Raw genomic sequence first — 20,739 nt, 5'->3', positions numbered from 1 at the left:
TCTCGACGGCCATCGACGCGCAAATCGTTCTTACTTCGTAACCGTGAGCTTCGCCTGCATTCCGGCCTCGTAGTGACCCTTGATATTGCAAAAGAGCAGGTAGGTGCCGGGCGTCAGCTTGGCTTTCAACTGGCCGTCCTTGCCGGGTTTCAGATCAGCCACTTCGCCAAGGCTCTTCAGCTTCTTTTCATCGATGCGATGTTTTGCCGTGTCGAGCGGGATCGCCTCGTCGGGCGACTTCAGCTTGACGAGAACCATCTCGTGATCTTCCGAGACGGCGTCGTTGTGAACCATAAAGACAGCTTCTCCAGCTTTGACGCTGGGCTTATCGAGTGTCAGCGTCATCGGCTGCCCGCCTTCGCCGCCTTCATGGACCATGATGGCGGTTGCGGCAAATGCTGGAGCTGCGAGAGTAAAGGCAGCGACCGCTGCCATCGTCAATTTTGCTATGGTCTTCATGATCAACCTCTGTTTCAGTGATTACGAAAAGAGGTTGGGTGATTTGCCTGACAGGAATCTGAACGTCGTTACGAAGGCCGAAGCTTAAAGCATGGCCCTGAAGCGTATGACCGAATCTGAAAGATCGCGACAGGCTTTAGTCGGACGTGTCCCAGTCTTCCTCATACGCGTGGCGAGCCTGCTCCAATGTTGCCTGAGGGTTTTGTCGCCCCGATGTGAAGAGGGAAAGCGAGGGCGCTGCGGCTGTCAGATTCATCAATGTATGTTCCGACCCATCGTTGCGCGTGATTTGCTTCAATTCCTTGGCAGCCTTTTCGACCTCCGCTTTGCGCGAAGCGCGCTGCGGAGATTTTGCGCCCTCAGACGCATACGCCGCGATATTCGCGGAAACCGACCAAACCTGCCACATTGCCAGACCTCGATAGTAATAATGGACAGCAATGTAACAAGGCGAGATTTATCTTCGGCTAAACCTTCAGGTTGAATTTGATACGCATTTTAATCATCACCGAGGCCGGACGACTGTCGCCAGCATATTTCTAAATCCATCGCCATGACTTAAAGCAGACGGGTCATCAGCGTTTAGTATTAGGACCGGAGCGTCTTTGCATGTCGAACATTCTTCTCGTCGCAATCGGCGGCGCCATCGGTTCAGTCGGCCGCTATCTCGTCGGGCTTTGGGCTACGCGTCTTGCTGGGCCGAATTTTCCCTGGGGCACGCTGACTGTGAACGTCGTTGGCGCATTTGCGATCGGCCTTCTCGTCGAAATGGTCGCGCGACGTTTCGACGCCTCCAACGAGATGCGAGCCTTCATCGTTACCGGTATTCTCGGAGGCTTCACCACATGGTCGTCCTTCACGCTGGACACGATGGTGCTGTTCGAGCGTGGTGAAGTCGGGCTGTCAGCGCTCTATCTGCTGGCCAGCCTGCTGGTTTCTTTTGCTGCGATCTTCGCCGGGCTGGCCTTGGGCCGCGCTTTGTTTTAAAGGCAAGGCAAAGGCCGCACAGGAACGAGGCGGCAGATCAGAAAAGAAAGACTGGAATTGCCATGGCAGGTATCGAGCACATCAAGGTAGAGGCCGACGAGGCCGGAATGCGTCTCGACCGCTGGTTTAAGATCCACTATCCGGGACTGGGGTTTGGCCAGCTGCAGAAGCTGATGCGATCCGGCCAGGTTCGTGTGGATGGTGGACGGGTCAAGACCGATGCTCGGGTTCAACCGGGGCAGATGGTCCGCGTGCCGCCGCTCGATGTCGATGCCAAGGTCAAGAGCGGTCCCATCGGCTCCAAGGATTTGAAGCATTCGGAAGACGGCGATCTTCTCAAGCGCATGTTGCTGCATGAAGACGACAAGGTTTTCGTCTTCAACAAGCCAGCCGGCATCGCAGTGCAGGGCGGCTCGGGCGTAAACCGCCACATCGACGGTCTTCTGGAAGCCTGGACGAGCCAGAAGGGCGAAAAACCCCGTCTCGTGCATCGCCTCGACCGCGATACGTCGGGCGTTCTCGTCGTCGCTCGCACACGCGGCGCAGCACAGAAACTGACTGCGGCCTTTCGTGAGCGCGATACCAAGAAGACCTATTGGTCTTTGGTGAAGGGCGTGCCACGCAAACATCAGGACAAGATCTCAAGCTGGCTGGTGAAAGAGCAAACGCCGGATGGCGACCGTATGCGCATCGCCAAACACGGCGAGGAGGGCGCCGACCACGCCATATCCTATTACCGGGTAATCGACACCGCAGCACAGAACCTCGCCTGGCTGGAGATGGAGCCCTATACCGGCCGTACCCACCAGCTGCGCGTCCATGCGCTGCATATGGGCCATCCGATTATCGGCGATCCCAAATACTACATCGAAGACCCGAACTGGGATTTCCCCGGCGGCATCCAGAAGCGCCTGCATCTGCACGCGCGCCACATCGACATTCCCCATCCGTCGGGCGGCCGCCTCCGCGTCAGCGCGCCTTTGCCGCCGCACATGGTGCAGACGTGGAATCTTCTCGGCCTCGACGTTGCCGATGGTGACAGGGACGATCAATGAAGCTTGTTCTCTTTGATTGCGATGGCACGCTGGTCGATAGCGTTGGTCACATCCATGAAGTCATGGCGCGCACCTTTGTGCATTTTGGATATCCACGGCCTGAGGTGTCGCTGACGAAGTCCATCATTGGACTGACGCTCGACATCGCTATTGCCCGCATGCAGGGCAAGACGCATGTGGATGACGAGGCGACGGCCATGACGGCGCATTATAAGGCGATCTTTGCGGAGACGCGCGCTGAAGCTGGCTTTCAGGAACCGGTCTTCGACGGTATCATGGCGATGATTGCGAAGCTCTCCGAGCGGGAAGAACTCTTGATGGGTGCTGTGACCGGCAAATCCCGGCGCGGCCTCAACCTCATCATGGACACGCACGGCTTTCGCAACCATTTCATCGTGTCGCGCACGGCCGATGACTGCCCCTCGAAGCCCCATCCGGCCATGGTCAGCGAATGCTGCAACGAGACCGGGATGGTTCCGGCCGATACGATCGTCATCGGCGATGCGATCTACGATATGCAGATGGCAAAAGCCGCCGGTGCCAAGGCAATCGGCGTTGCCTGGGGCTATGCCTCCGTTGACGCGCTCTGGGCTGCAGGTGCAGATGCGATCGTCAACCATCCAAGCGAAATTCCCGGCCACATACCGGGCTGATAAGGACAGAAGATGCGTGATTTGCTGAACGATCTTTCGGAGGGCTTGAGCCATCCAGACCCGATCCGCCGGGCGCAAATTCAGATGCAGAAGCCACTGCCCAAGCGTTTTTACAAGGACGTCACCGTTGAGGAGCTGGACGACGGAGCGTTTACAATCCGTCTCGACGGCAAGACGTTGCGCACACCAGCAAAACATGCACTTTCCGTACCGACGAAAGCGCTTGCCGTCTTGATGCGTGACGAGTGGGATTTGCAGGCGGAGGTCATAGACCCGGCGACCATGCCGGTCTCCCGTCACATCCATACGGCGATTGATGGCATTGCCAATGATCCGCAGGCAGTCTTCGAAGATATTCTTCGCTTCTCTTCAACCGACCTCCTGTGCTACCGCGCGGGCGAGCCGGAAGCCCTTGTCGAACGACAGAGCGAGCAGTGGGACCAAGTCATCGACTGGGCTGCGAACACGCTCGGAGCACGCTTCATCCTGATCGAAGGCGTAATGCACCAGGAGCAACCGCGTGAGGCCGTGGCGGCCTTTGCCGTCACTCTGCGCAAATACGATACGCCGATCGAGCTTGCGGCTCTCCACACCATGACCACGCTCACCGGATCGGCGCTTCTTGCGCTCGCCTTGGCCGAAGGGGAGAAATCCCTCGAAGAGGTCTGGGCACTCGCTCATCTCGACGAAGACTGGACTGCCGAACAGTGGGGCGAGGACGAAGAGGCACAGCAGCGCCGCGCCGTGCGCTTCACCGACATGCGCGCAGCGGCCCGTGTTCTTGCTGCAGCGCGGTAAAGGTCGTCGTCACGACTTAGAGCATTTTTAACCACGATGGATGAAGATGCACCCTGAGGGTTACCTTAGGGGAGGCGTCTTTCTTGTATCGGCAACTGAAGCGTTTCGGCATGGTTTTGCTGGCGTCGCTCGCACTCATGTCTTTCAGGCTTGGACCTGAAACGGGCGAGCGAGACCGGCTGATCTATGACGTGCGGGGCGCTTTCGTTGCCGCCCGGCCGGATGTCTCGCCGGAGCTTATGCAGTCGATCCATTATCAGGTCGCCAATGCCATCAACGACACGGTGAGGGTGCGTGCGCGACCCCGCGTCGTGCTGACCATCCGGCTCGAATCCTATACCAAAGGCTCCTTGCTTCTAGGCCAACGTGCCTCGGTGAAGGCTGTAGTGCGCGCAGCGGCGGTGCAGACGGGCGAAGTCATCGCGGAGGCGAAATTCACCGTCACGGCAATCGGTATCGATGCCTCGTCGATAGAGCGAGATCTGGCCTTCGGCGTCGCGGAGAGGGTAATATCCGAGTTCAAGCTGAACCGAACCGCACCATCGACGCTCGCGACCGCTTTATTTCCCGGGAGCCGGTAAACTTGCCGCAACGCGCTTCACACGGTGACGCCGACGACCGGCAACTCGTGTCTTCTGATGGCGATCTCGGCAAGGACGAGTGAAGACAGTCCCGCTGCAAAGAATCCGACTGCGAGGTAAGTGGTGTCGCCGCTGTAAAAGCCGCCGAAGCCAACTGCAAACAGTGTGGCAACGAGGCTTGACCCCGACGCGATCAAGGATGCCCCAAACCCCGCCACGTTTCCTAGCGTCTGCATGGCGAGGGCGTTGAGATTGCCGAAAAGGATGCCGATCGCAAAGAAGGCGAGGGACAGCAGCGTCAAGAATACCGCGAAGGGCAACACAAACTCTGCGCAGAAAGTCGCAACCACCATCAACAGAGACACCGCCGTTAGACCAATAAACCCGGCACGCGCCATCGTGACCACGCCAAGGCGCTGGACCAGCCTCGCATTGATGAAGGAGGCAAGGCCCATCGCCAGAGCGAGCGCTGCGAAGTACAGCGGGAAGCTCTCAGTCACGCCGTAAGCTTCAAAGAAGAGATCCGCAGCCGTGCTGAGATAGAGGAGCTGCGCCCCGAAAACCAGTCCGGTGGCGATGATCAGCAGCGTCACGCGAGGGCTGGAGAGAATGCGCCGCGCGTTCAGGAACAGCAGGCGTGGCCGAAATGGAATACGCCGTGCCACTGGCAGCGTTTCGGGATGACGAGCAGCAACCCACGCGCCGAGCAGCACGGCGATGACGAAATAGGCAACAAACACACTGCGCCAGCCGGCTAAGGCGATAAGCGCCTGCGCCAGAGCGGGAGCCAGCATTGGGACCAGGATAAACAGCGTGAACATGAAGGACATGACACGCGCCATGGCATCGCCCTCGAACTGGTCACGGATCATGGCGCGGGTCGCAATCTTCGGACCGGAGACGCCCACACCTTGCAGGAACCGGCCAATGAGCACCATTTCCAGAGACTGGGCAAAAAGCGCGACGACTGTTCCGAGGAGATAGACGCAAAGTCCGCCGAGGAGTGCTTGTTTGCGCCCGAAGGCATCCGAGAGAGGACCGATGACAAGTTCGCCAAAGGCCATGCCGAAGATGAACAGCGAGATCACGTGATGCGTGGAGAGTGGCGGCGCTACGCCCAGCTCCAGTCCGATCTGCCTCAGCCCCGGCAGCAAAGCATCAATGCTGAGCGAGGTGAGGGAGGTCAGCAAGGCGTAGAGAATCAGGCGGCTGCGGAATGTCATCGGATCAAGTGGCGTTCTATAAAAGAATGGGAGGCCACCATAGCGTGCTTGGCCAGTGGAGCAACGCCACTATCCCGGAGAATTGTTCGGCGGACATAAGCGACGGTAGAAGCAACAACGGCCGCTTTTGACCTGTGGCTAGGTTTGGCAAGGGCCCGTCACGCGGCGGACGTCGGATCTCCGATAAAGGCCGTCGGCGTCATCGATGTGACCTGCCGGAAGGCGGCCGAAAATGCTGCAGTGCTGGCAAAGCCGGCCTGTGTTGCCACGCGCGCAATCGACTCACCACGAGAAAGCTGCTCCATCGCCCAGACGATCCGCACCCTCTGTCGCCACGCCTTGAGCGTCATCCCCGTTTCCGTAGGAAATAGCCTGCTGGCGGAGCGCACAGACGTCGCAGCGCGCGATGCCAGGTCGCTCAGATCAAGAGCGTTTCGATGATCCGCAATCGCAATCTCAGCGAGTCGCCGGCCCAAAGCACTTTGTGGAAGAGGCAAGAAGGTTGGGGCATCCTGCGTCGCGGTCAGTTCATACAATATCAGCCTGACGACGAGCTCAGCCTTGTCCGACGCCGGGTCGATAGCGACGGCCTCATCAAGCAAGGCGCGAAGCAAAGGTGCGATCCGCGACACGAAGGCGCGATCGGGGAAAGACGAGGGCGCCCAATCTTGCAATGCCTGCTTATGCAATAGCACCAACCAAAGCTCTGCATCGCTGAGGATGTCGAGCCGATGAGAGACGCCTCCAGGGATCCACCCGACAAGCTGCGGCGGCACCAACCAAACACCCCGTTCCGTATGCACCTGCACCATGCCGGAAGCAGCAAAGATCAGTTGCGCTTCGTCATGCGCATGAAGCGGCAAGCCAGCGCCTCTTGGTTTTGAAGCGCGATGAATTGTGAAGAGCTGCTGCACGTCTGTTTGGCCTTTGCGCGATGCCGTTTGGCGCCACATCGAAGAAGAAGTTGGCTAACATGAGGAATACAAGGCAATCAAGGCAAGGTTTGATAGATGGAAATGAAAACTGTCCTGATCCGGGAATACGGCTCCAACGATGTCGTAGAGGTCACAGACGTTCTCCGGCCAGAACCGGCGGCGGGCGAAGTGCTGGTCAAGGTGCACGCTGCGGGCGTCAATCCGATCGACTGGAAAATCCGCGGTGGCGCCGGTGAACGGATGGGAATGACGCTACCCATACGGCTGGGCAGCGAAGTCGTTGGCACAATAGAAACCTGCGGCGCCGGCGTCAGTCAATTTCAAAAAGGCGATGCAGTACTCGGTATGGTGCCATCTGGCGCATTTTCGCAATACGCTGTCATCAAGGCAGATCATTTGGTGCTCAAACCGAAAAACTTGAGCGTCGTCGAAGCCGCAGCAATACCGCTGGCCGGGACAACCGCCTGGCAAGCACTGTTCGACGAGGCGAAACTCTTGGCAGGTCAACGGCTGCTGATCACCAACAGCTCCGGTGGCGTCGGCTCTCTGGCCATTCAATTTGCCAAGGCCCGCGGCGCTCAGGTGACCGCAGTCGCATCTGGTCGCAACGAAAAATTCGTGCGTGACTTGGGCGCCGATCACTTCATCGACTATACCCGCGAGGCCTTCGAAGACATTGCCACCAACATGGATGTCGTTTTCGATACGATGGGCGGTGAGGTTTACCATCGGGCATTGCGAACCCTGAAGAAGGGCGGCAAGATGATCACCGTTGTGGCATTTCCTCAGGACGAGGCCGAGCAATACGGCGTCAGTGCGAAACGATCCTTCACCGTTTCCAATGCTGAAAGTTTGGGCGAAATCGCCCGCTTGGTTGAGGCCGGGAAAGTCATGCCATGTGTCGATACGGTCTTGCCCTTTGCGGATGTTCGAGACGCCCTTGCAATATCGGAGGCCGGTCGAACCCGCGGCAAGATCGTTCTTACGGTCCCGGAGTAACCGCTTTTGTCTCTTGTGTCGGCGCTTGAGTTCGATCCGATCCCGCCCATTTTACTATGGGCTAACTCTGCGGCGCTATCTCAGTGCCCCGATGGAAACGACTGTTACGACGCAAAGTTTGCGATGGTTCTCGCAGGAGTTATGGCGACGATCGGCGTCCTCTTGGCGATCCCACTCTGCAGAACCATCTGGCGTGCGCTGCGCCAATCTTGAGCAATCGCAGGGCTCGCTCGCTATGCCCCGACTTGGAAACGCTGCAGGGCTTCCTAGATAAGTCTGATGCTGAACAAGAGGAGCATCAGATGACTTCTGCACGCCGTATCGTTCTCGCAAGCAGACCCGCTGGGCAACCAGGATCTGATAATTTCCGCACCGAGGCGTTTGAACTTCCCGAGGCAGGCGAGGGGGACGTCACCGTCAAGGCTCTCTATCTCTCCCTCGATCCCTATATGCGTGGTCGCATGAGCGACGCGAAATCCTATGCAGCACCGGTTCCCGTCGGCGGCGTCATGGAGGGAGAGGCGATCTCCGAGGTCGTCAAATCCAGACACAACGACTTTTCACCGGGAGACATCGTCCGCGGCAGGACAGGCTGGAGCAGTCATGCGGTCATCAATGGCGACCAACTCCGTCGCGTCGAAACCCACGGCGCGCCGATCACCACATCGTTGGGCGCACTCGGTATGCCAGGCTTCACCGCATGGGCCGGACTGAAGTTCATTGGCCAGCCCAAGGCAGGTGAAACAGTCGCCGTTGCAGCAGCGTCGGGACCGGTGGGCTCGATGGTCGGACAATTGGCAAAGCTTGCCGGTGCCCGCGCCGTCGGTATCGCTGGCGGCAAGGAGAAGTGCGCATTCGTGAAAAACGAGCTTGGGTTTGACGCTGTTGTCGATCACCGTTCGGAGAACTTCGAATCGGACCTGAAAGCCGCTTGCCCCGATGGCATTGATGTCTACTTCGAAAATGTCGGCGGTCGTGTCTGGGACGGCGTCCTTCCGCTTCTCAACCAGTTTGCGCGTGTGCCTGTCTGCGGGCTCGTCGCACATTATAATGGCGCCGGCGCTGGCGATAGGGATCGCCTCCCGGCGACAATGTCGACCATCCTTCGCCAGAGCATCCTCGTGCGCGGCTTCATTCAGATCGAATTCGCGAAAGACCATTTCGACGAGTTTCTGGCTGAGATCGGTCCTCGTGTGGCCGCTGGCGACATCCATTACCGTGAAGACATTGTGGAGGGCCTGGAGAAGGCGCCTGAAGCCTTCATCGCCATGCTTTCCGGCGGCAATTTTGGCAAGCTGCTGGTCAAGATTGCCGAATGACAGCCCGTTCTGGCACCGTGCGCCCCGGCATGCAGCGCCAAAGCAACTCTGTCCCGTTGGCAGCCCCGCGCCTTGCGCAGCATCACTATTTGCTTGCACGGGCCTTTCAGATCATGTGACAAGATTTTGGAGGATCAAAGATGAAACACCTCCCAAATCGTCAAGATAATTTGCCAGCGAAGCGGTTGAAGGTGGGCTTTGTTCTGGCCAAATCCTTCACGCTTTCACCATTTGCATTGTTCATCGACACGCTGCGGTTGGCAAGCGACGAAACAGACCACTCTGGCCGCGTCTTTGCCGACTGGCACGTGCTTGGGAGTACCCGGCATCTCATTACGTCAAGCTGCGGTGTCCAGATCGCACCGACAAGTGACTTCATCGACCCGTCCAACTTTGATTACATCGTCGTGGTGGGCGGCTTGCTACGCGTGCCCGAACCCGTCGATCACGCCACCATGACCTTCCTGAAATCTGCAGCAGCCAAGGGCGTGAGAATGATCGGTGTTTGCACTGGTTCTTTCATTCTGGCCGAAGCAGGGCTGCTTGACGGCCACGAAGTCTGCGTCAGCTGGCTCCATTATCAGGCATTTCAGGAGCGTTTCCCGCATCTCATCGTGCGACCCGATCGCTTGTTTCATCTTGAAGGTCGAAGAGGATCTTGTGCTGGCGGTAGCAGCTCCGCAGATTTGGCAAACGTCATCGTCGAGCGTCACATCGGCCGCGACGCCGCCCGCAATGCACTGGAGGTTCTCCAGATGGATAGGGTGCGAAGCTCAAACGCGCCGCAATCTCGTCAGCCCCTAAAGATGCAGGTCAAGGAGCCGCGTGTCCTCGCTTCACTGATTACGATGGAGCAACATCTCTCCGGCGATATAAACACCGAACGGCTCGCCAAGTCCGTCGGTCTCTCCCGCAGACAATTGGAGCGTCTCTTTGAGATAACCATAGGAATGCCGCCAGCAGCGGCTTACCGCCAACTGCGGCTCGAGCGAGCCTTTGAGCTTCTGACGAACACAGACCGCGAAATCACCGAGGTCGCCTTCGACGTCGGATACGTCAATCCGTCGCATTTCACCAAGTCTTTCAAGGCGGCATTTGGTGAAACGCCATCGAGTGCCAGGGCGAGGCGAGGGGCTGAGGGACAGCATGATTGAGTTGTTTCGTGAACGCAGCGAGCGACAAACTATTTACACACTATGGTCACGTAAATGCGCGTATTCCCAATCGGAACCCCTTGGGCGAAATATAAATCGCGCTCGCCGCGCTCGCGTTTAACCTCATCCCACTCCCCGCCGCTACAGAGCATTTTCCCCCACCCCTCGAGCTGGTAGTCTTTATACATCCAAAATCGATAGCTTTTTCTACCATCGACCAGGCCGATAAATCTTTCGCTTTTAAGTTGCTCCTGAGACACGCAACTACAGAGAATTGATGTGGTGAGGCCAAGTAATAATAAATTTTTCATCGTATCACTTCCGACATGAACTACCTCAGCGTGCAATATAGATGTAAATCGCTTCGTATCAAATTATTGAATGGGAATAGATATCCACAATACGGACATGAAAAGAAACGAAAATTCAGCGTCTGAGATGAATTTTATTTGGTGGCAGTCCCTATAGCCGATGGCACGCTTCTGCGTTTGAGCCGCACTCGCTCATCATAATCATCCCGCCTGCAATCGCCCGAAAATCCAACCAGACGGGGGAGTGTGACATTCCAACTTTGCAGAAACAGGAAGATTGAGCCTCCCGGCTATGTACGTAGATCGCATAATATATATTATGGAACTAATTTGATATGATGGGCCGGTAAGCGTGAGATTTTGCCTAAATAACGACAGATGCTCCTCAAATCTCACCCGAAGCTTCGCGGCGTCGCATCTCCAGTTCTTCGCTGTAGCGGCGTAACGTGTGGCTTTCAGTCAGCAGTCCCACCGGCCGGTTTTCCACCTTGTCGTTGACGACGGCCAGTGCTTCGCTTTCGGTGTTGTCGAAGGCGGCCGCGGCTTGGCGCGCGTTCATGGTCGGAAGCAGCACGTCGTTCTTGTAATGCAGATATGTTTCGAGTCCGATCTTCGAAGCGTCGCGCTCCATCGGGTCGGCGTAGATTTCCGGCACAAGAATCATGCCGGCATAGCGCCCGTCGTCGTGGGTCATGATGACGCGTTGGGTCGAGCCGAGCGGAAACTTTTCCTTGAAGGCTTCAAGGCCCATGCTGAGGTTGGCTTTGCGGATATCGGCACGCATCATCTTGCCAACGGTCAGGTCGCGGATCCAGCCGATGTCATGCGCGCTGCGGATGCTTTCTCCGCGAAGGTGAAAACGCCATGTGGCGAAGGAATAGCCGAAGGTGGTGCGCACCACGAGCGATGTGGTGATGACGGCGGCCAGCACAAGCGCGGTGATCTGGAAGTCACCGGTCAGCTCCAGGGCAAGAAACGTCATGGTCAAAGGGCCACCGATGATAGCGGCAGCAAAGGCGCTCATGCCGATAACGGCGTAGACGACCGGTTGCGTGGCGCCATAGCCGATATATGGTGCGCAGATCGCAAAAATTTTGCCCAGTAGCGAGCCCATGAACAGCGACGCGAAAAACAGGCCGCCACGGAAGCTCGATCCGATGGAGACCGCACTGGCCGTCGCCTTGAGCAGAAACAGCCCCACAAGGCCAAACAGTGTAATATTCGCATCGAGATTGAGATGCAGCGCGCCATGGCCGCTGGACAGCACCTGCGGTGAAATCAGTGCCAATGCGCCAACGACGAGACCACCGAGTGTTGGACGAAGCCAAAGTGGAATGGCGCTTTTGCGTGCGGTCTCCTCGATGAAGGATACGGCCTGCATCAGAACGATGCCGATGCCTGCGCACACGACGCCGAGGAAGATGGCGGGCACATAGTCCGTCGGCGTCACCGTACTGGAGCCGACAACATCGATATTGATCCCATGATGCGAAACCAGACCTGCCACGATGTTCGCCACCAACGCTGAGACGATCAGCGGTGCAAGTGTGACAATCGTATAGGTGCCAATGATCAACTCGATGGCGTAGAACGTCCCCGTCAATGGCGCGTTGAAGGCGGCAGCAATAGCGCCGGCGGCGCCGCAGCCCACAAGGATGCGCATGTCCCCTCGCCTCAGCTTCAGATTAAGACCGAGCTTCGACGCGACGCCACTGGCGACCTGCGTATAGCCGGCCTCAAGGCCGACAGAGGCGCCAAAGCCGTTGGAAACGATGTTCTGCACGCAGACGATGATACTGTCGGTCAAAGACAGACGCCCGCCATGCAGCGCATTGGCCTCGATCGGGTCGACCATCGGCTTTTTGCGGGTTCGGGAGAGAATGAAGAGGATCAAGCCGAGAACGACACCGCCAACCACTGGCCCGGCCAGCACGATCCAACCGGTGAGATTGCTGCTGCTCAGCCTCTCGACCCCGAAGACGAAAACGTGAAGCGCCGTGCTCAGCGCGCCAATCAAAGCAACGAGAAGCCCTGCGGCGGCACCAACGAGGATCGCGAGAATGACGAGCGCAAGTTCGCCGCGACGGAACAGAGCACGCAGTCGACCGCTGCGGATATTGTCGAAAAAGCTCGCCATGCTGGGGGCGCGGAAGGGCTTGGTCGACATTGCATTCCTCTGTTGCAGCTATAGGCGCTCGTCCGCCAATTCCACTTCGAAACGCATCTGATCATAGCCGGGTTCGACATAGTCCGGCGTTTCCCGCAAGACGGTTTCATAATCCAGCGGCGTGTGCATATGCGTCAATATCGCGTGCTTGGCGCCAAGCTTTTCGATCCATGCGAGCGACTGCTCAAGCGAAAGATGGCTGGGGTGATAGCGATACTGCAACGTGTCGATGACAATCGTGTCGAGATTTTGAAGTTTTGCCACGGATTCTGGTGGAAAATCACTGACATCAGTGCAGTAGGCTACATCCCCGATGCGAAATCCAAGCGAGACGATATCGCCATGTTGCTGCAGGTGCGGCATGATCCGCAGACGACCACCCTCGCCGTCGATGACGATGTCCTGATCCAGATCCTCGATCAGATGGGGTTCAATGATCGGCGGATAGTTGCTGCCGACGGGCGTCTCAAGACAGTAAGGAAAACCGTCGCGAATGCGTTGCATCGTGTCCGGCTCGGCATAGATCGGTATCCGGCTTCCAGAGGTGATGAAGTAACCACGTAGGTCATCGATTCCGTGCAGATGATCTGCGTGATGATGGGTGTAAATCACGGCGTCGATCGTCTTGACCCCGGCAGCAATCATTTGCTCGCGAAAATCCGGACCGGTATCGACAACGACCGTCGTTACACCGCCGTCTGGCGCGATCTGCTCGATCAGGAACGCGGCACGGGTGCGTCTGTTTTTCGGGTTGGTCGGGTCGCAGGCACCCCAGTCTCCATTGATGCGCGGAACGCCAGGAGAAGACGAGCAGCCAAGAATGGTGAAGCGACGCCGGTATAATGCCAAGGATCAGACCTTTGTCATTTTCGAAAAACAGCGGAACGCATTGTCGGTGGTGATCTCGGCCATTTTCTCGTAGGAGAGGCCGTGAACCTCGGCCAGTACCTCAGCCGTGTTAACGACGTAGGATGGCTCGTTGCGCTTCCCACGCCAGCGCTTCGGTGCAAGATACGGCGCATCCGTTTCCACCAGCAGCCGTTCGAGGGGAACTGTCGCGGCGATATCGCGGATGTCCTGCGACTTCGGAAAGGTCAGAATGCCGGAGAAGGACACGTAGCCGCCAAGCTCGACACCAGCCTTTGCAAGATCGGGACCTGCTGAGAAGCAATGGAGAATGAAGGGGAAGGTCCCCTTCCCGCTCTCCTCGCGCAAGATTGCGATCATGTCATCATCGGCGCTGCGGCTGTGAATGACGAGCGGAAGCTTGGTGATGCGCGCCGCTTCGATGTGGCGCCGCAGGCCGGTTTTCTGGTCTTCCGGCTTCTGCGTATCATAGAAGTAATCCAGACCCGCCTCGCCGATCGCCACGATCTTGTCATGGCTGTTGGCAAGCCGCACGAGGTCGTCCGTTGAAATATCCAACTCTTCGTCGGCATTGTTCGGATGCGTACCGACCGAGCAGAAAACGGACGGATAGGTGTCTACGATCTTAAGCAGTTCCGGCAGACGCCGAACACGGGTGGAGATCGTCACCATCTGGGCGACGCCCGACGCATGGGCGCGCGCGATGATGTCGTCACGCTCCGCATCAAAATCGGCAAAGTCCAGATGGCAATGGGTATCGATCAGCATGCTGTGCTTCACGCCTCCGGGGCCACATAACGCGGGAAGACCGGCTTTGGCGCCTCAAGCGGCGTACCGGGCACCAGACGGCCAGCTTCTCCAAGCGCCGCAAAATCCCGCTTGTCGGCAGGTGAAGCCACGAGATCGAGAAGCTTCTCGCAGGAGACCGGCATGAAGGGCTGCAGCAAAATGCCGATCTGGCGCACGACTTCCGCCGTCACATAAAGCACGGTGCCCATCCGCTCCGGATCGGTCTTCTTTAGCGCCCATGGTTCCTGGCTGGCGAAATAGCGGTCCGTTTCGGAGACGACAGCGATGATCGAGGCCAGCGCCTTGTGGATCATCTGCTTGTTCATCTCGTCGCGGCAGCTCGCCAAAAGCGCATCGGCCGCGGCAAGCATGGCCTTGTCTTCATCGGTGAAAGCGCCTGGTGTTGGGATTTGCCCGTCGCAGTTCTTGACGATCATGGAGAGCGAACGGCTGGCGAGGTTGCCGATACCATTTGCCAAATCGGCATTGATGCGGGTCGCAATCCCCTCCTCGCTGTAGCTGCCATCCTGGCCGAATGAGACTTCGCGCAGGAAGAAATAGCGTACCTGATCAAGCCCGAAATGGTTCACCAGATTGACCGGATCGACCACATTGCCGAGCGACTTCGACATCTTCTCGCCCTTGTTGAGCAGGAAGCCATGCGCGTAGACCCGCTTTGGCAGCGGCAGCCCCGCGCTCATCAGGAAGGCTGGCCAGTAAACGGCGTGGAAGCGGATAATATCCTTGCCGATGATGTGCACGTCAGCGGGCCAGTATTTTGCCCGGGGGCCATTTTTGTCTTCAATATAGCCGGTCGCGGTAATGTAGTTGGTCAGCGCATCCACCCACACATACATCACATGCTTCGGATCGTCCGGCACCTTGATGCCCCAGTCGAAGGTCGTGCGCGAAACGGAAAGATCCTTTAGACCCGATTTGACGAAGGAGATGATTTCATTGCGGCGCTCCGCCGGACCAATGAAATCGGGATTCTCCTCATAGTGCTTCAAAAGCTTATCCTGGTACTCGGAGAGCTTGAAGAAGTAGCTTTCCTCCTCGACCCACTCCACCGGCGTGCCTTGCGGCCCGTAACGAACGCCATCGGCGCGCACCTCGGTTTCGTCCTCGGCGTAATAGGCCTCGTCGCGGACCGAGTACCATCCCGCGTAGCTATCCTTGTAGATGTCACCGGCATTTGACATCAGGTTCCAGATGTTGCGCGACGTCTCGTGGTGACGCTCTTCCGTGGTACGGATGAAATCGTCGTTGGAGGCATTCAACAGCTTGCCCATTTCGCGAAACTGATCGGAATTGCGCTGCGCCAGTTCTTCCGGCGAAATGCCTTCCGCGCGCGCCGTCTGCTGCATCTTCTGCCCGTGCTCGTCAGTACCCGTCAGAAAGAACACATCCCGCCCATCCAAACGCTGAAACCGCGCCATGGCATCCGTCGCGATCAGCTCATAGGCATGGCCGATATGCGGCTTGCCGTTTGGGTAGGAAATCGCGGTGGTGATGTAAAAAGGGGTCTTGTCTGTCATGACGCTCGATCGGCTTTACGGTCTGATTTTTGAGTTAGACCGCTTTAGCCTATTGTTCGCACAAGCGAAAGCAAAAGCGTAGCGGACTATCACTGGCGGCTTACAGACCCCAACCTAACTGACGAATCCGTGGACGAAAAAATGCGAATGCCTCGTGGAAAGTAACATGCCAACCGCTGCCCAACGGCTGCTCAAGCGGATGCCAGAAGTAAGAAAACGTATGACCGTGATCATCAGTGGTCACATGATCCCAAGAATCTGGCAGCGACTTTTCCAGATGGCCAAAAAAGTGCCAAGAAACGCTGCCCAGACCGATAAGGCCGGTTCCCAAAAAGATCATCCGAGAACCGACGATCAGGCCGCTTTCCTCCTCAAGCTCGCGCTTCGCAGCGTCTTCCAGGTTCTCGCCCTGTTCCACCGTTCCCTTGACGAATTGCTTGCCCGCCGATGGATGGATGAAACCGAGCACTTGCCAACCGCTTGAGGTTTCACGGCAGACGACCGGACAGACTTTCTCCATGCGCACCTCTGTCGCACCAAACGAGAACAAATTATCAAACCGAGCGCATATCTTCCAGAATGGAAAGCACCATCTGCTTCTTGTCGAGATTGTAGGCCTGCGCAATCGTAATACGCTCGGAGAGCGAGGACGACAGGCGCGCCTGGCGCTCGGCGCCCCTCAGATCACCGGCGATGGCCGCGGCTTTGGCGCGGTGTATCAGTTCTTCGGTCGCGTGTTCCATGAAAAATCCGAGAATGATGTCGCCATCCTTCTGCGCCAAAGCATCGGCCAGCTTGTGCATCTGCTTGCGCGCCGAAGGTCCTTCCGCACTCATCACGGCGTTGAAGACGTCGACGATATCCGAGCCGCCATAATTGACGAGCTTCAGCGCTTGCGCAACGCTGCCTTTGGAGGCTTGCAGCAACGCCTCGCGCTTCTCGCCTGCGACACTCAGCCCCAGATTATCAAGTGCACGCTCCATGGCGCTGTCAGCCAAAGGCTGGAGACGCAGAGGCATGCAGCGCGACCGTATGGTCGGCAGAAGTTTGCCGGGCGCATGGGACAGCACCAGGAACATTGCCCGTTTTGGCGGCTCCTCCAGGATCTTCAGGATCGCATTGGCAGCGTTGCGGTTGAGATCATCCGCCGGGTCGATGATCACGATCCGCCAGTTGCCAGTGCCCGACGTCTGCGAGAAAAAGTGCCCCGCCCGCCTCACCTCATCTACGGTGATGGCAGACTTCGTCTTTCCGGTTTTTTCGTCAACCGGCCGCGTCAGGTGCAGGAGGTTGTGCGATGCGCCCGATGAAATCTGCCGGCTGACGAAAGAGGATGGCTCAGGATCGACAATCTGGTCGGGCGCCTCCGCCGGATCGGGATGGGTGAGAACATGATTGGCAAAGCGAAAGGCGAGCGTCGCCTTGCCGATCCCCTCCGGACCTTCGATCAGGACGGCATGGTGCCCTTTGCCAGAGCGATAGGACTGCGCCAGAAATTGCTCTGCCTCTTCATGACCGAAAAGGCGCGTATTGTCCTGAGGGGCAATGGCACCATCAAGAACGCCGGGCGTCTCACTCATTGTGCCACATCCGAAAGATGGTCAAAACGCTCCAGCAACGGCTCGACCATGGACAGAACGTCTTCCGTCACCCTCTCTTGCTGCTGCTTGGCATCCACGATCCGGCAACGCCGAGGCTCGTTCAGCGCAATATCGAGATAGGCTTCGCGCCGCTTTTCATGCGTCTCCAGCTCTTCCTTCTCGAAACGATCAGGCGTTGCGCCATCATCGGCGCGCTTGCGTGCCCGCGCCAGACCATCCACAGCCGGAATATCGAAGATCAGCGTGAGATCAGGCATGGTGCCGTCCACCGCAATACGTTGCAGCGTCTCGATAAAATCCGTCTCCAGGTTTCCCGTCGTTCCCTGATAAACACGTGACGAATCAAGAAAACGGTCGCACAGAACCACCGCGCCGCTCTCGAGTGCCGGACGGATAACCTCTTCGACATGGTCGTTTCGTGCTGCGGCAAACAGCATCGCTTCCATGCGCACACCAAATGCTTCCGCAGCCCCGGAGAGCAGAACGTGACGAATGGCTTCTGCCCCTGGCGAACCACCAGGCTCGCGTGTGACGACAACTTCCAACCCGCGGCTGCGCAGCGTTTCCGCCAGAATACGGATCTGCGTGGACTTGCCTGCGCCCTCGCCGCCTTCAAAGCTTATGAACAGTCCTTTTTGGGGCAATGTCTCTTCCTGATGGTCTCAGCTTTTGCTTCTTATTAGACGATATCGCTAAGGCGCGAAACCGCTTCGGCGACGCTGCGCATCCTTTTCAGGCGTGCTGCCCGCTTTTTCAGAGCCAGAAAAACAGCAGTTCTTTCAGGGCACCTGCCGCATTTTGGGTCAGCGTGCCGGGCGCAACGGGCGCCGTCGTGTAAAGCGGCACTTCCCGTAACAGCCGCTCGCCGGAGAAGATGCGAAGCGTAGCAGCGTTAAAATCCGCTTCAAGTGGCGCATTGAGCGGCCAGTTGTAGACGATCCGCCCCGATAACCGATCAGGGTTGTTGAGCGGCACGAGCACGCTTACCGTCTCATGTACTGCAAGATCGATGGCCGAAGCAGCACCGCCATAGACGCTGACAGTGCCGACAGTCTCGTTCTTTTGAAACAACTCGCGCTTTTGAAACGCCGTCAGTCCCCACTCGACGACGCGACGGGCTTCTTCCTGCCGCGTCTTGTCGTCTTCCATCCCGGCAAGCGTCAGGTAGATTCGGCGACCGTCTCGTTCGGCGGAGATGACAGCGGAATAGCCATGGCCCTCGGCAAAGCCGAGCCCGAGACCATCGATGCCGAGATCAGGGGCAAGAAGCGTATTCTTGTTGCGTTGAAAGATGCGGTTCCACTCGAAATCCGGCTTGGTGAACAGGCTGTAGCGATCCGGATAGGTGTCGCGAATATGCTTGGCCAGCGTCACCATGTCTTTAGCGGTCGTCTTGTTGGCCGGGTCGGGAAGACCGGTGGAATTGGCAAAGACGCTTCCCGTTAGACCAAGCGCTTTCGCCCGTTCCGTCATCATCTTGGCGAAGGCCGCGTCGGAGCCAGTCATGCCTTCCGCCAGAATGATGCAGCCATCATTGGCATTTTGAACCACGATGCCTGTCACAAGATCATTGATGCTGACGGAGGATTTCAGTGCTGCAAACATGGTGGACGTTCGAGACGGAGCGCCACCCGTCCGCCAGGCATATTCCGAGACAGGATATGCCGTCTCCTGAGTCACGCGCCCACTCTTCAGCGCATCCAGAACGGTTTCAACCGTCATCAGCTTGGCAAGAGAGGCAGGTGGAAATTGGGTGTTTTCATTCAGCGATAGCAGAACCGTGCCCGTCTCGGCGTCGATCATATAGGCCTGCTGCGCCTTGACGGCGAGACCACCGGATTGGGCAGATGCAATCCCGATGCTGCAGGCAAGCGCCAGTGCGACGAGGCTGAGACGCCGGAAGATTTTTGGTATCAAAGTCACCATGAAACGCCGGCCCGCCGTCTGTTTTGCTGCTTCACGCCCGCCGGACGATCCGTAAATTGGAATCGTCCTCACACACAGCGATTATGGGCCACAAGGCCGCCGAGGCAAAGCTCAACGCGCCTTGTTCTGCTTGTTCTTCACGTAGTTCAGAATGGACTGTTCCGTCAGCTCGCCACGCTCGACAAGCACGGCGTCGAAAACGTGAGCAGCCTTGGATGCTGGCGCTGCTTCGGAATAGGCAGAAGCGTAGCGCGGCGATGGGCCTGGAACGCGCAGGAAGTTGCCTTCCGGACGCTCGTTGATAAACGGACCGATCTCTGGAAGCGCGATGAACTGAACGTTGCCCTGCCCTCCAAAGGAAGCCGGAGCAGCACCCTCAACCAACGGCATGGCCTGGAGCGCATTGTTCTTCTTCGTGCCAACCAGTGCCGTCTGCGCCGAGCCGCCGTAAGCAGGGTTGGACGGGATTGGAATATTGCTTTTCGATGCAGAGGCAACCATCACGCCGCTTGCAATCTGACCTTCAGGATTGACGCCCGGAGAACGCGAGCCCTTGGGGATATAGGACGCCATGAGGAATGGCATGTCGTGACCGTCAAGCGGTGCGCGACCGACATACTGCACGCGAACCTTGGCAGTGCCCGTACCCTTCATGTCGAGCAGATCGGCTGTCTTGCTGGAGACGTCGATCAAGCGGCCCTCATGGAACGGGCCGCGATCGTTGACGCGAACGACGACAGAGGAGCCGTTTTCGAGGTTGGTCACGCGGGCGTAGCTTGGAAGCGGGAATGTCGGATGGGCGGCAGAAAGATGTTCTTTGTCGTAGGCTTCACCATTGGCCGTCATGCGGCCATGAAAGGCGGAACCATACCAGGATGCCAGGCCTGACTTGTCGTATCCTGGATCTTCTTTCGGGAAGTACCGGCGGCCCTTGACGGTATAGGCATTGCCGACGAGGAACCGGCCACCGCCCTTGGGGACGTTGGCACCTTCTGCGATACGCGGACTTGCCTTCACGCCATATTCCGACTCGGCGAAATATTCCTTGCTGCGCTTCGGCTTCGTTTTTGTTTCCGACGTCGTCGAACATGATGCGGTCGCGGCGCAGAGAACGGCAATGCCGACCCATTTGACGCTGACGCCAAGCTTCGTAACGGTAGACTTCAAATTCTTGCCCCGTGCTGCTTTAGACCGCGCCTGTGCACGGCCCCTCTCACACCTCGATGATCACGCCCATCACATCGAAGCACTTAACGGATGCCTAATCTTGCCCGCAACATGGCGAAAATGCGAACGATATGATCCGGAAAGCTAAAATTGTAATCAGCGTGGTTAAGCAATGGTTAAATCTGATCTGGCGAGAGCGACTGATAAATA

At 57.7% G+C, this 20,739-nt stretch carries 21 protein-coding genes; 8 read left to right on the top strand and 13 right to left on the bottom strand.

The features are described 5' to 3' along the window. Positions 1-30 precede the first annotated feature (30 nt). On the bottom strand, positions 31-459 hold the full coding sequence (locus EYC79_RS22695) for a plastocyanin/azurin family copper-binding protein (RefSeq protein ID WP_062426099.1): 429 nt from the start codon (positions 457-459) through the stop codon (positions 31-33). Positions 460-1,068: 609 nt separating this feature from the next. Between EYC79_RS22695 and crcB the strand changes: the two genes are divergently transcribed. From crcB to EYC79_RS22665, 5 genes are all read left to right on the top strand, one after another. Then, entirely contained in the window at positions 1,069-1,446 is a 378-nt protein-coding gene (gene crcB, locus EYC79_RS22685) for a fluoride efflux transporter CrcB (RefSeq protein WP_062598390.1), read from the top strand. A gap of 62 nt (positions 1,447-1,508) precedes the next feature. Continuing rightward, positions 1,509-2,501 carry an RluA family pseudouridine synthase gene (locus EYC79_RS22680; protein ID WP_062425328.1) on the top strand — a complete coding sequence of 331 codons (993 nt, stop codon included), beginning with the start codon at positions 1,509-1,511 and terminating at the stop codon, positions 2,499-2,501. Continuing rightward, positions 2,498-3,154, top strand: coding sequence for an HAD-IA family hydrolase (locus EYC79_RS22675; protein ID WP_130979587.1), 657 nt, complete (start codon positions 2,498-2,500; stop codon positions 3,152-3,154). Before EYC79_RS22680 ends, EYC79_RS22675 begins: the two co-directional genes overlap by 4 nt. A 12-nt stretch (positions 3,155-3,166) precedes the next feature. Next, positions 3,167-3,952 carry an ATP12 family chaperone protein gene (locus EYC79_RS22670; RefSeq protein WP_130979586.1) on the top strand — a complete coding sequence of 262 codons (786 nt, stop codon included), beginning with the start codon at positions 3,167-3,169 and terminating at the stop codon, positions 3,950-3,952. A gap of 83 nt (positions 3,953-4,035) precedes the next feature. Then, a complete protein-coding gene (locus tag EYC79_RS22665) occupies positions 4,036-4,533 on the top strand; it encodes a hypothetical protein (protein ID WP_112358342.1) in 498 nt (165 codons plus the stop codon). Between the two features lie 17 nt (positions 4,534-4,550). Here EYC79_RS22665 and EYC79_RS22660 read toward each other — a convergent pair whose 3' ends face one another. Both EYC79_RS22660 and EYC79_RS22655 read right to left on the bottom strand, forming a co-directional pair. Beyond that, entirely contained in the window at positions 4,551-5,756 is a 1,206-nt protein-coding gene (locus EYC79_RS22660; RefSeq protein ID WP_130979585.1) for an MFS transporter, read from the bottom strand. A 158-nt stretch (positions 5,757-5,914) separates the two neighbouring features. After that, positions 5,915-6,619 (bottom strand): helix-turn-helix domain-containing protein, encoded by a 705-nt coding sequence (locus EYC79_RS22655; RefSeq protein ID WP_245495345.1) that lies wholly within the window; start codon positions 6,617-6,619, stop codon positions 5,915-5,917. A 147-nt stretch (positions 6,620-6,766) separates the two neighbouring features. Here EYC79_RS22655 and EYC79_RS22650 point away from each other — a divergent pair, with 147 nt between their 5' ends. From EYC79_RS22650 to EYC79_RS22640, 3 genes are all read left to right on the top strand, one after another. Next, positions 6,767-7,690: an NADP-dependent oxidoreductase gene (locus EYC79_RS22650; protein ID WP_245495344.1), complete on the top strand. Its 924-nt coding sequence runs from the start codon at positions 6,767-6,769 to the stop codon at positions 7,688-7,690. A gap of 302 nt (positions 7,691-7,992) precedes the next feature. After that, entirely contained in the window at positions 7,993-9,009 is a 1,017-nt protein-coding gene (locus EYC79_RS22645; RefSeq protein WP_130979583.1) for an NADP-dependent oxidoreductase, read from the top strand. Positions 9,010-9,149: 140 nt separating this feature from the next. Then, complete coding sequence (locus EYC79_RS22640; protein WP_130979582.1) at positions 9,150-10,163, top strand: GlxA family transcriptional regulator; 1,014 nt, start codon at positions 9,150-9,152, stop codon at positions 10,161-10,163. Positions 10,164-10,192: 29 nt separating this feature from the next. Here the strand turns inward: EYC79_RS22640 and EYC79_RS23640 are convergent, their stop codons facing one another. From EYC79_RS23640 to EYC79_RS22590, 10 genes are all read right to left on the bottom strand, one after another. Further along, positions 10,193-10,474 carry a hypothetical protein gene (locus tag EYC79_RS23640; protein WP_130979581.1) on the bottom strand — a complete coding sequence of 94 codons (282 nt, stop codon included), beginning with the start codon at positions 10,472-10,474 and terminating at the stop codon, positions 10,193-10,195. 385 nt (positions 10,475-10,859) lie between these two features. Next, the gene (locus EYC79_RS22630; protein WP_062425314.1) at positions 10,860-12,641 is read right to left on the bottom strand and encodes a chloride channel protein; all 1,782 of its coding nucleotides are present in this window, start codon (positions 12,639-12,641) and stop codon (positions 10,860-10,862) included. A gap of 18 nt (positions 12,642-12,659) precedes the next feature. After that, a complete protein-coding gene (locus EYC79_RS22625) occupies positions 12,660-13,490 on the bottom strand; it encodes an MBL fold metallo-hydrolase (protein ID WP_130979580.1) in 831 nt (276 codons plus the stop codon). Between the two features lie 3 nt (positions 13,491-13,493). Continuing rightward, positions 13,494-14,276 carry a TatD family hydrolase gene (locus tag EYC79_RS22620; RefSeq protein WP_130979579.1) on the bottom strand — a complete coding sequence of 261 codons (783 nt, stop codon included), beginning with the start codon at positions 14,274-14,276 and terminating at the stop codon, positions 13,494-13,496. Between the two features lie 8 nt (positions 14,277-14,284). Beyond that, positions 14,285-15,835 (bottom strand): methionine--tRNA ligase, encoded by a 1,551-nt coding sequence (gene metG / locus EYC79_RS22615; protein ID WP_130979578.1) that lies wholly within the window; start codon positions 15,833-15,835, stop codon positions 14,285-14,287. A gap of 100 nt (positions 15,836-15,935) precedes the next feature. Further along, the gene (locus EYC79_RS22610; RefSeq protein ID WP_130979577.1) at positions 15,936-16,355 is read right to left on the bottom strand and encodes an NUDIX domain-containing protein; all 420 of its coding nucleotides are present in this window, start codon (positions 16,353-16,355) and stop codon (positions 15,936-15,938) included. Positions 16,356-16,389: 34 nt separating this feature from the next. Then, complete coding sequence (locus EYC79_RS22605) at positions 16,390-17,415, bottom strand: DNA polymerase III subunit delta' (protein ID WP_130979576.1); 1,026 nt, start codon at positions 17,413-17,415, stop codon at positions 16,390-16,392. Continuing rightward, a complete protein-coding gene (gene tmk, locus EYC79_RS22600; protein WP_130979575.1) occupies positions 17,412-18,080 on the bottom strand; it encodes a dTMP kinase in 669 nt (222 codons plus the stop codon). Before tmk ends, EYC79_RS22605 begins: the two co-directional genes overlap by 4 nt. 109 nt (positions 18,081-18,189) lie before the next feature. After that, positions 18,190-19,362: a D-alanyl-D-alanine carboxypeptidase family protein gene (locus EYC79_RS22595; RefSeq protein WP_130979574.1), complete on the bottom strand. Its 1,173-nt coding sequence runs from the start codon at positions 19,360-19,362 to the stop codon at positions 18,190-18,192. A 111-nt stretch (positions 19,363-19,473) separates the two neighbouring features. Continuing rightward, on the bottom strand, positions 19,474-20,529 hold the full coding sequence (locus tag EYC79_RS22590; protein ID WP_113179663.1) for a septal ring lytic transglycosylase RlpA family protein: 1,056 nt from the start codon (positions 20,527-20,529) through the stop codon (positions 19,474-19,476). Between the last annotated feature and the right edge of the window lie 210 nt (positions 20,530-20,739).

Origin of the sequence: Agrobacterium cavarae, from assembly GCF_004310285.1 — a bacterium.
Classification (GTDB): domain Bacteria; phylum Pseudomonadota; class Alphaproteobacteria; order Rhizobiales; family Rhizobiaceae; genus Agrobacterium; species Agrobacterium cavarae.
This window is presented reverse-complemented; position numbering and strand designations above follow the sequence as displayed.

What these genes read in the sequence shown, in the direction of transcription:
- EYC79_RS22695 (WP_062426099.1), bottom strand. Translation starts at nt 459, where the DNA reads ATGAAGACCATAGCAAAATTGACGATGGCAGCGGTCGCTGCCTTTACT.
- crcB (WP_062598390.1), top strand. Translation starts at nt 1,069, where the DNA reads ATGTCGAACATTCTTCTCGTCGCAATCGGCGGCGCCATCGGTTCAGTC.
- EYC79_RS22680 (WP_062425328.1), top strand. Translation starts at nt 1,509, where the DNA reads ATGGCAGGTATCGAGCACATCAAGGTAGAGGCCGACGAGGCCGGAATG.
- EYC79_RS22675 (WP_130979587.1), top strand. Translation starts at nt 2,498, where the DNA reads ATGAAGCTTGTTCTCTTTGATTGCGATGGCACGCTGGTCGATAGCGTT.
- EYC79_RS22670 (WP_130979586.1), top strand. Translation starts at nt 3,167, where the DNA reads ATGCGTGATTTGCTGAACGATCTTTCGGAGGGCTTGAGCCATCCAGAC.
- EYC79_RS22660 (WP_130979585.1), bottom strand. Translation starts at nt 5,756, where the DNA reads ATGACATTCCGCAGCCGCCTGATTCTCTACGCCTTGCTGACCTCCCTC.
- EYC79_RS22650 (WP_245495344.1), top strand. Translation starts at nt 6,767, where the DNA reads ATGGAAATGAAAACTGTCCTGATCCGGGAATACGGCTCCAACGATGTC.
- EYC79_RS22645 (WP_130979583.1), top strand. Translation starts at nt 7,993, where the DNA reads ATGACTTCTGCACGCCGTATCGTTCTCGCAAGCAGACCCGCTGGGCAA.
- EYC79_RS22640 (WP_130979582.1), top strand. Translation starts at nt 9,150, where the DNA reads ATGAAACACCTCCCAAATCGTCAAGATAATTTGCCAGCGAAGCGGTTG.
- EYC79_RS23640 (WP_130979581.1), bottom strand. Translation starts at nt 10,474, where the DNA reads ATGAAAAATTTATTATTACTTGGCCTCACCACATCAATTCTCTGTAGT.
- EYC79_RS22630 (WP_062425314.1), bottom strand. Translation starts at nt 12,641, where the DNA reads ATGTCGACCAAGCCCTTCCGCGCCCCCAGCATGGCGAGCTTTTTCGAC.
- EYC79_RS22620 (WP_130979579.1), bottom strand. Translation starts at nt 14,276, where the DNA reads ATGCTGATCGATACCCATTGCCATCTGGACTTTGCCGATTTTGATGCG.
- metG (WP_130979578.1), bottom strand. Translation starts at nt 15,835, where the DNA reads ATGACAGACAAGACCCCTTTTTACATCACCACCGCGATTTCCTACCCA.
- EYC79_RS22610 (WP_130979577.1), bottom strand. Translation starts at nt 16,355, where the DNA reads ATGGAGAAAGTCTGTCCGGTCGTCTGCCGTGAAACCTCAAGCGGTTGG.
- EYC79_RS22605 (WP_130979576.1), bottom strand. Translation starts at nt 17,415, where the DNA reads ATGAGTGAGACGCCCGGCGTTCTTGATGGTGCCATTGCCCCTCAGGAC.
- EYC79_RS22595 (WP_130979574.1), bottom strand. Translation starts at nt 19,362, where the DNA reads ATGGTGACTTTGATACCAAAAATCTTCCGGCGTCTCAGCCTCGTCGCA.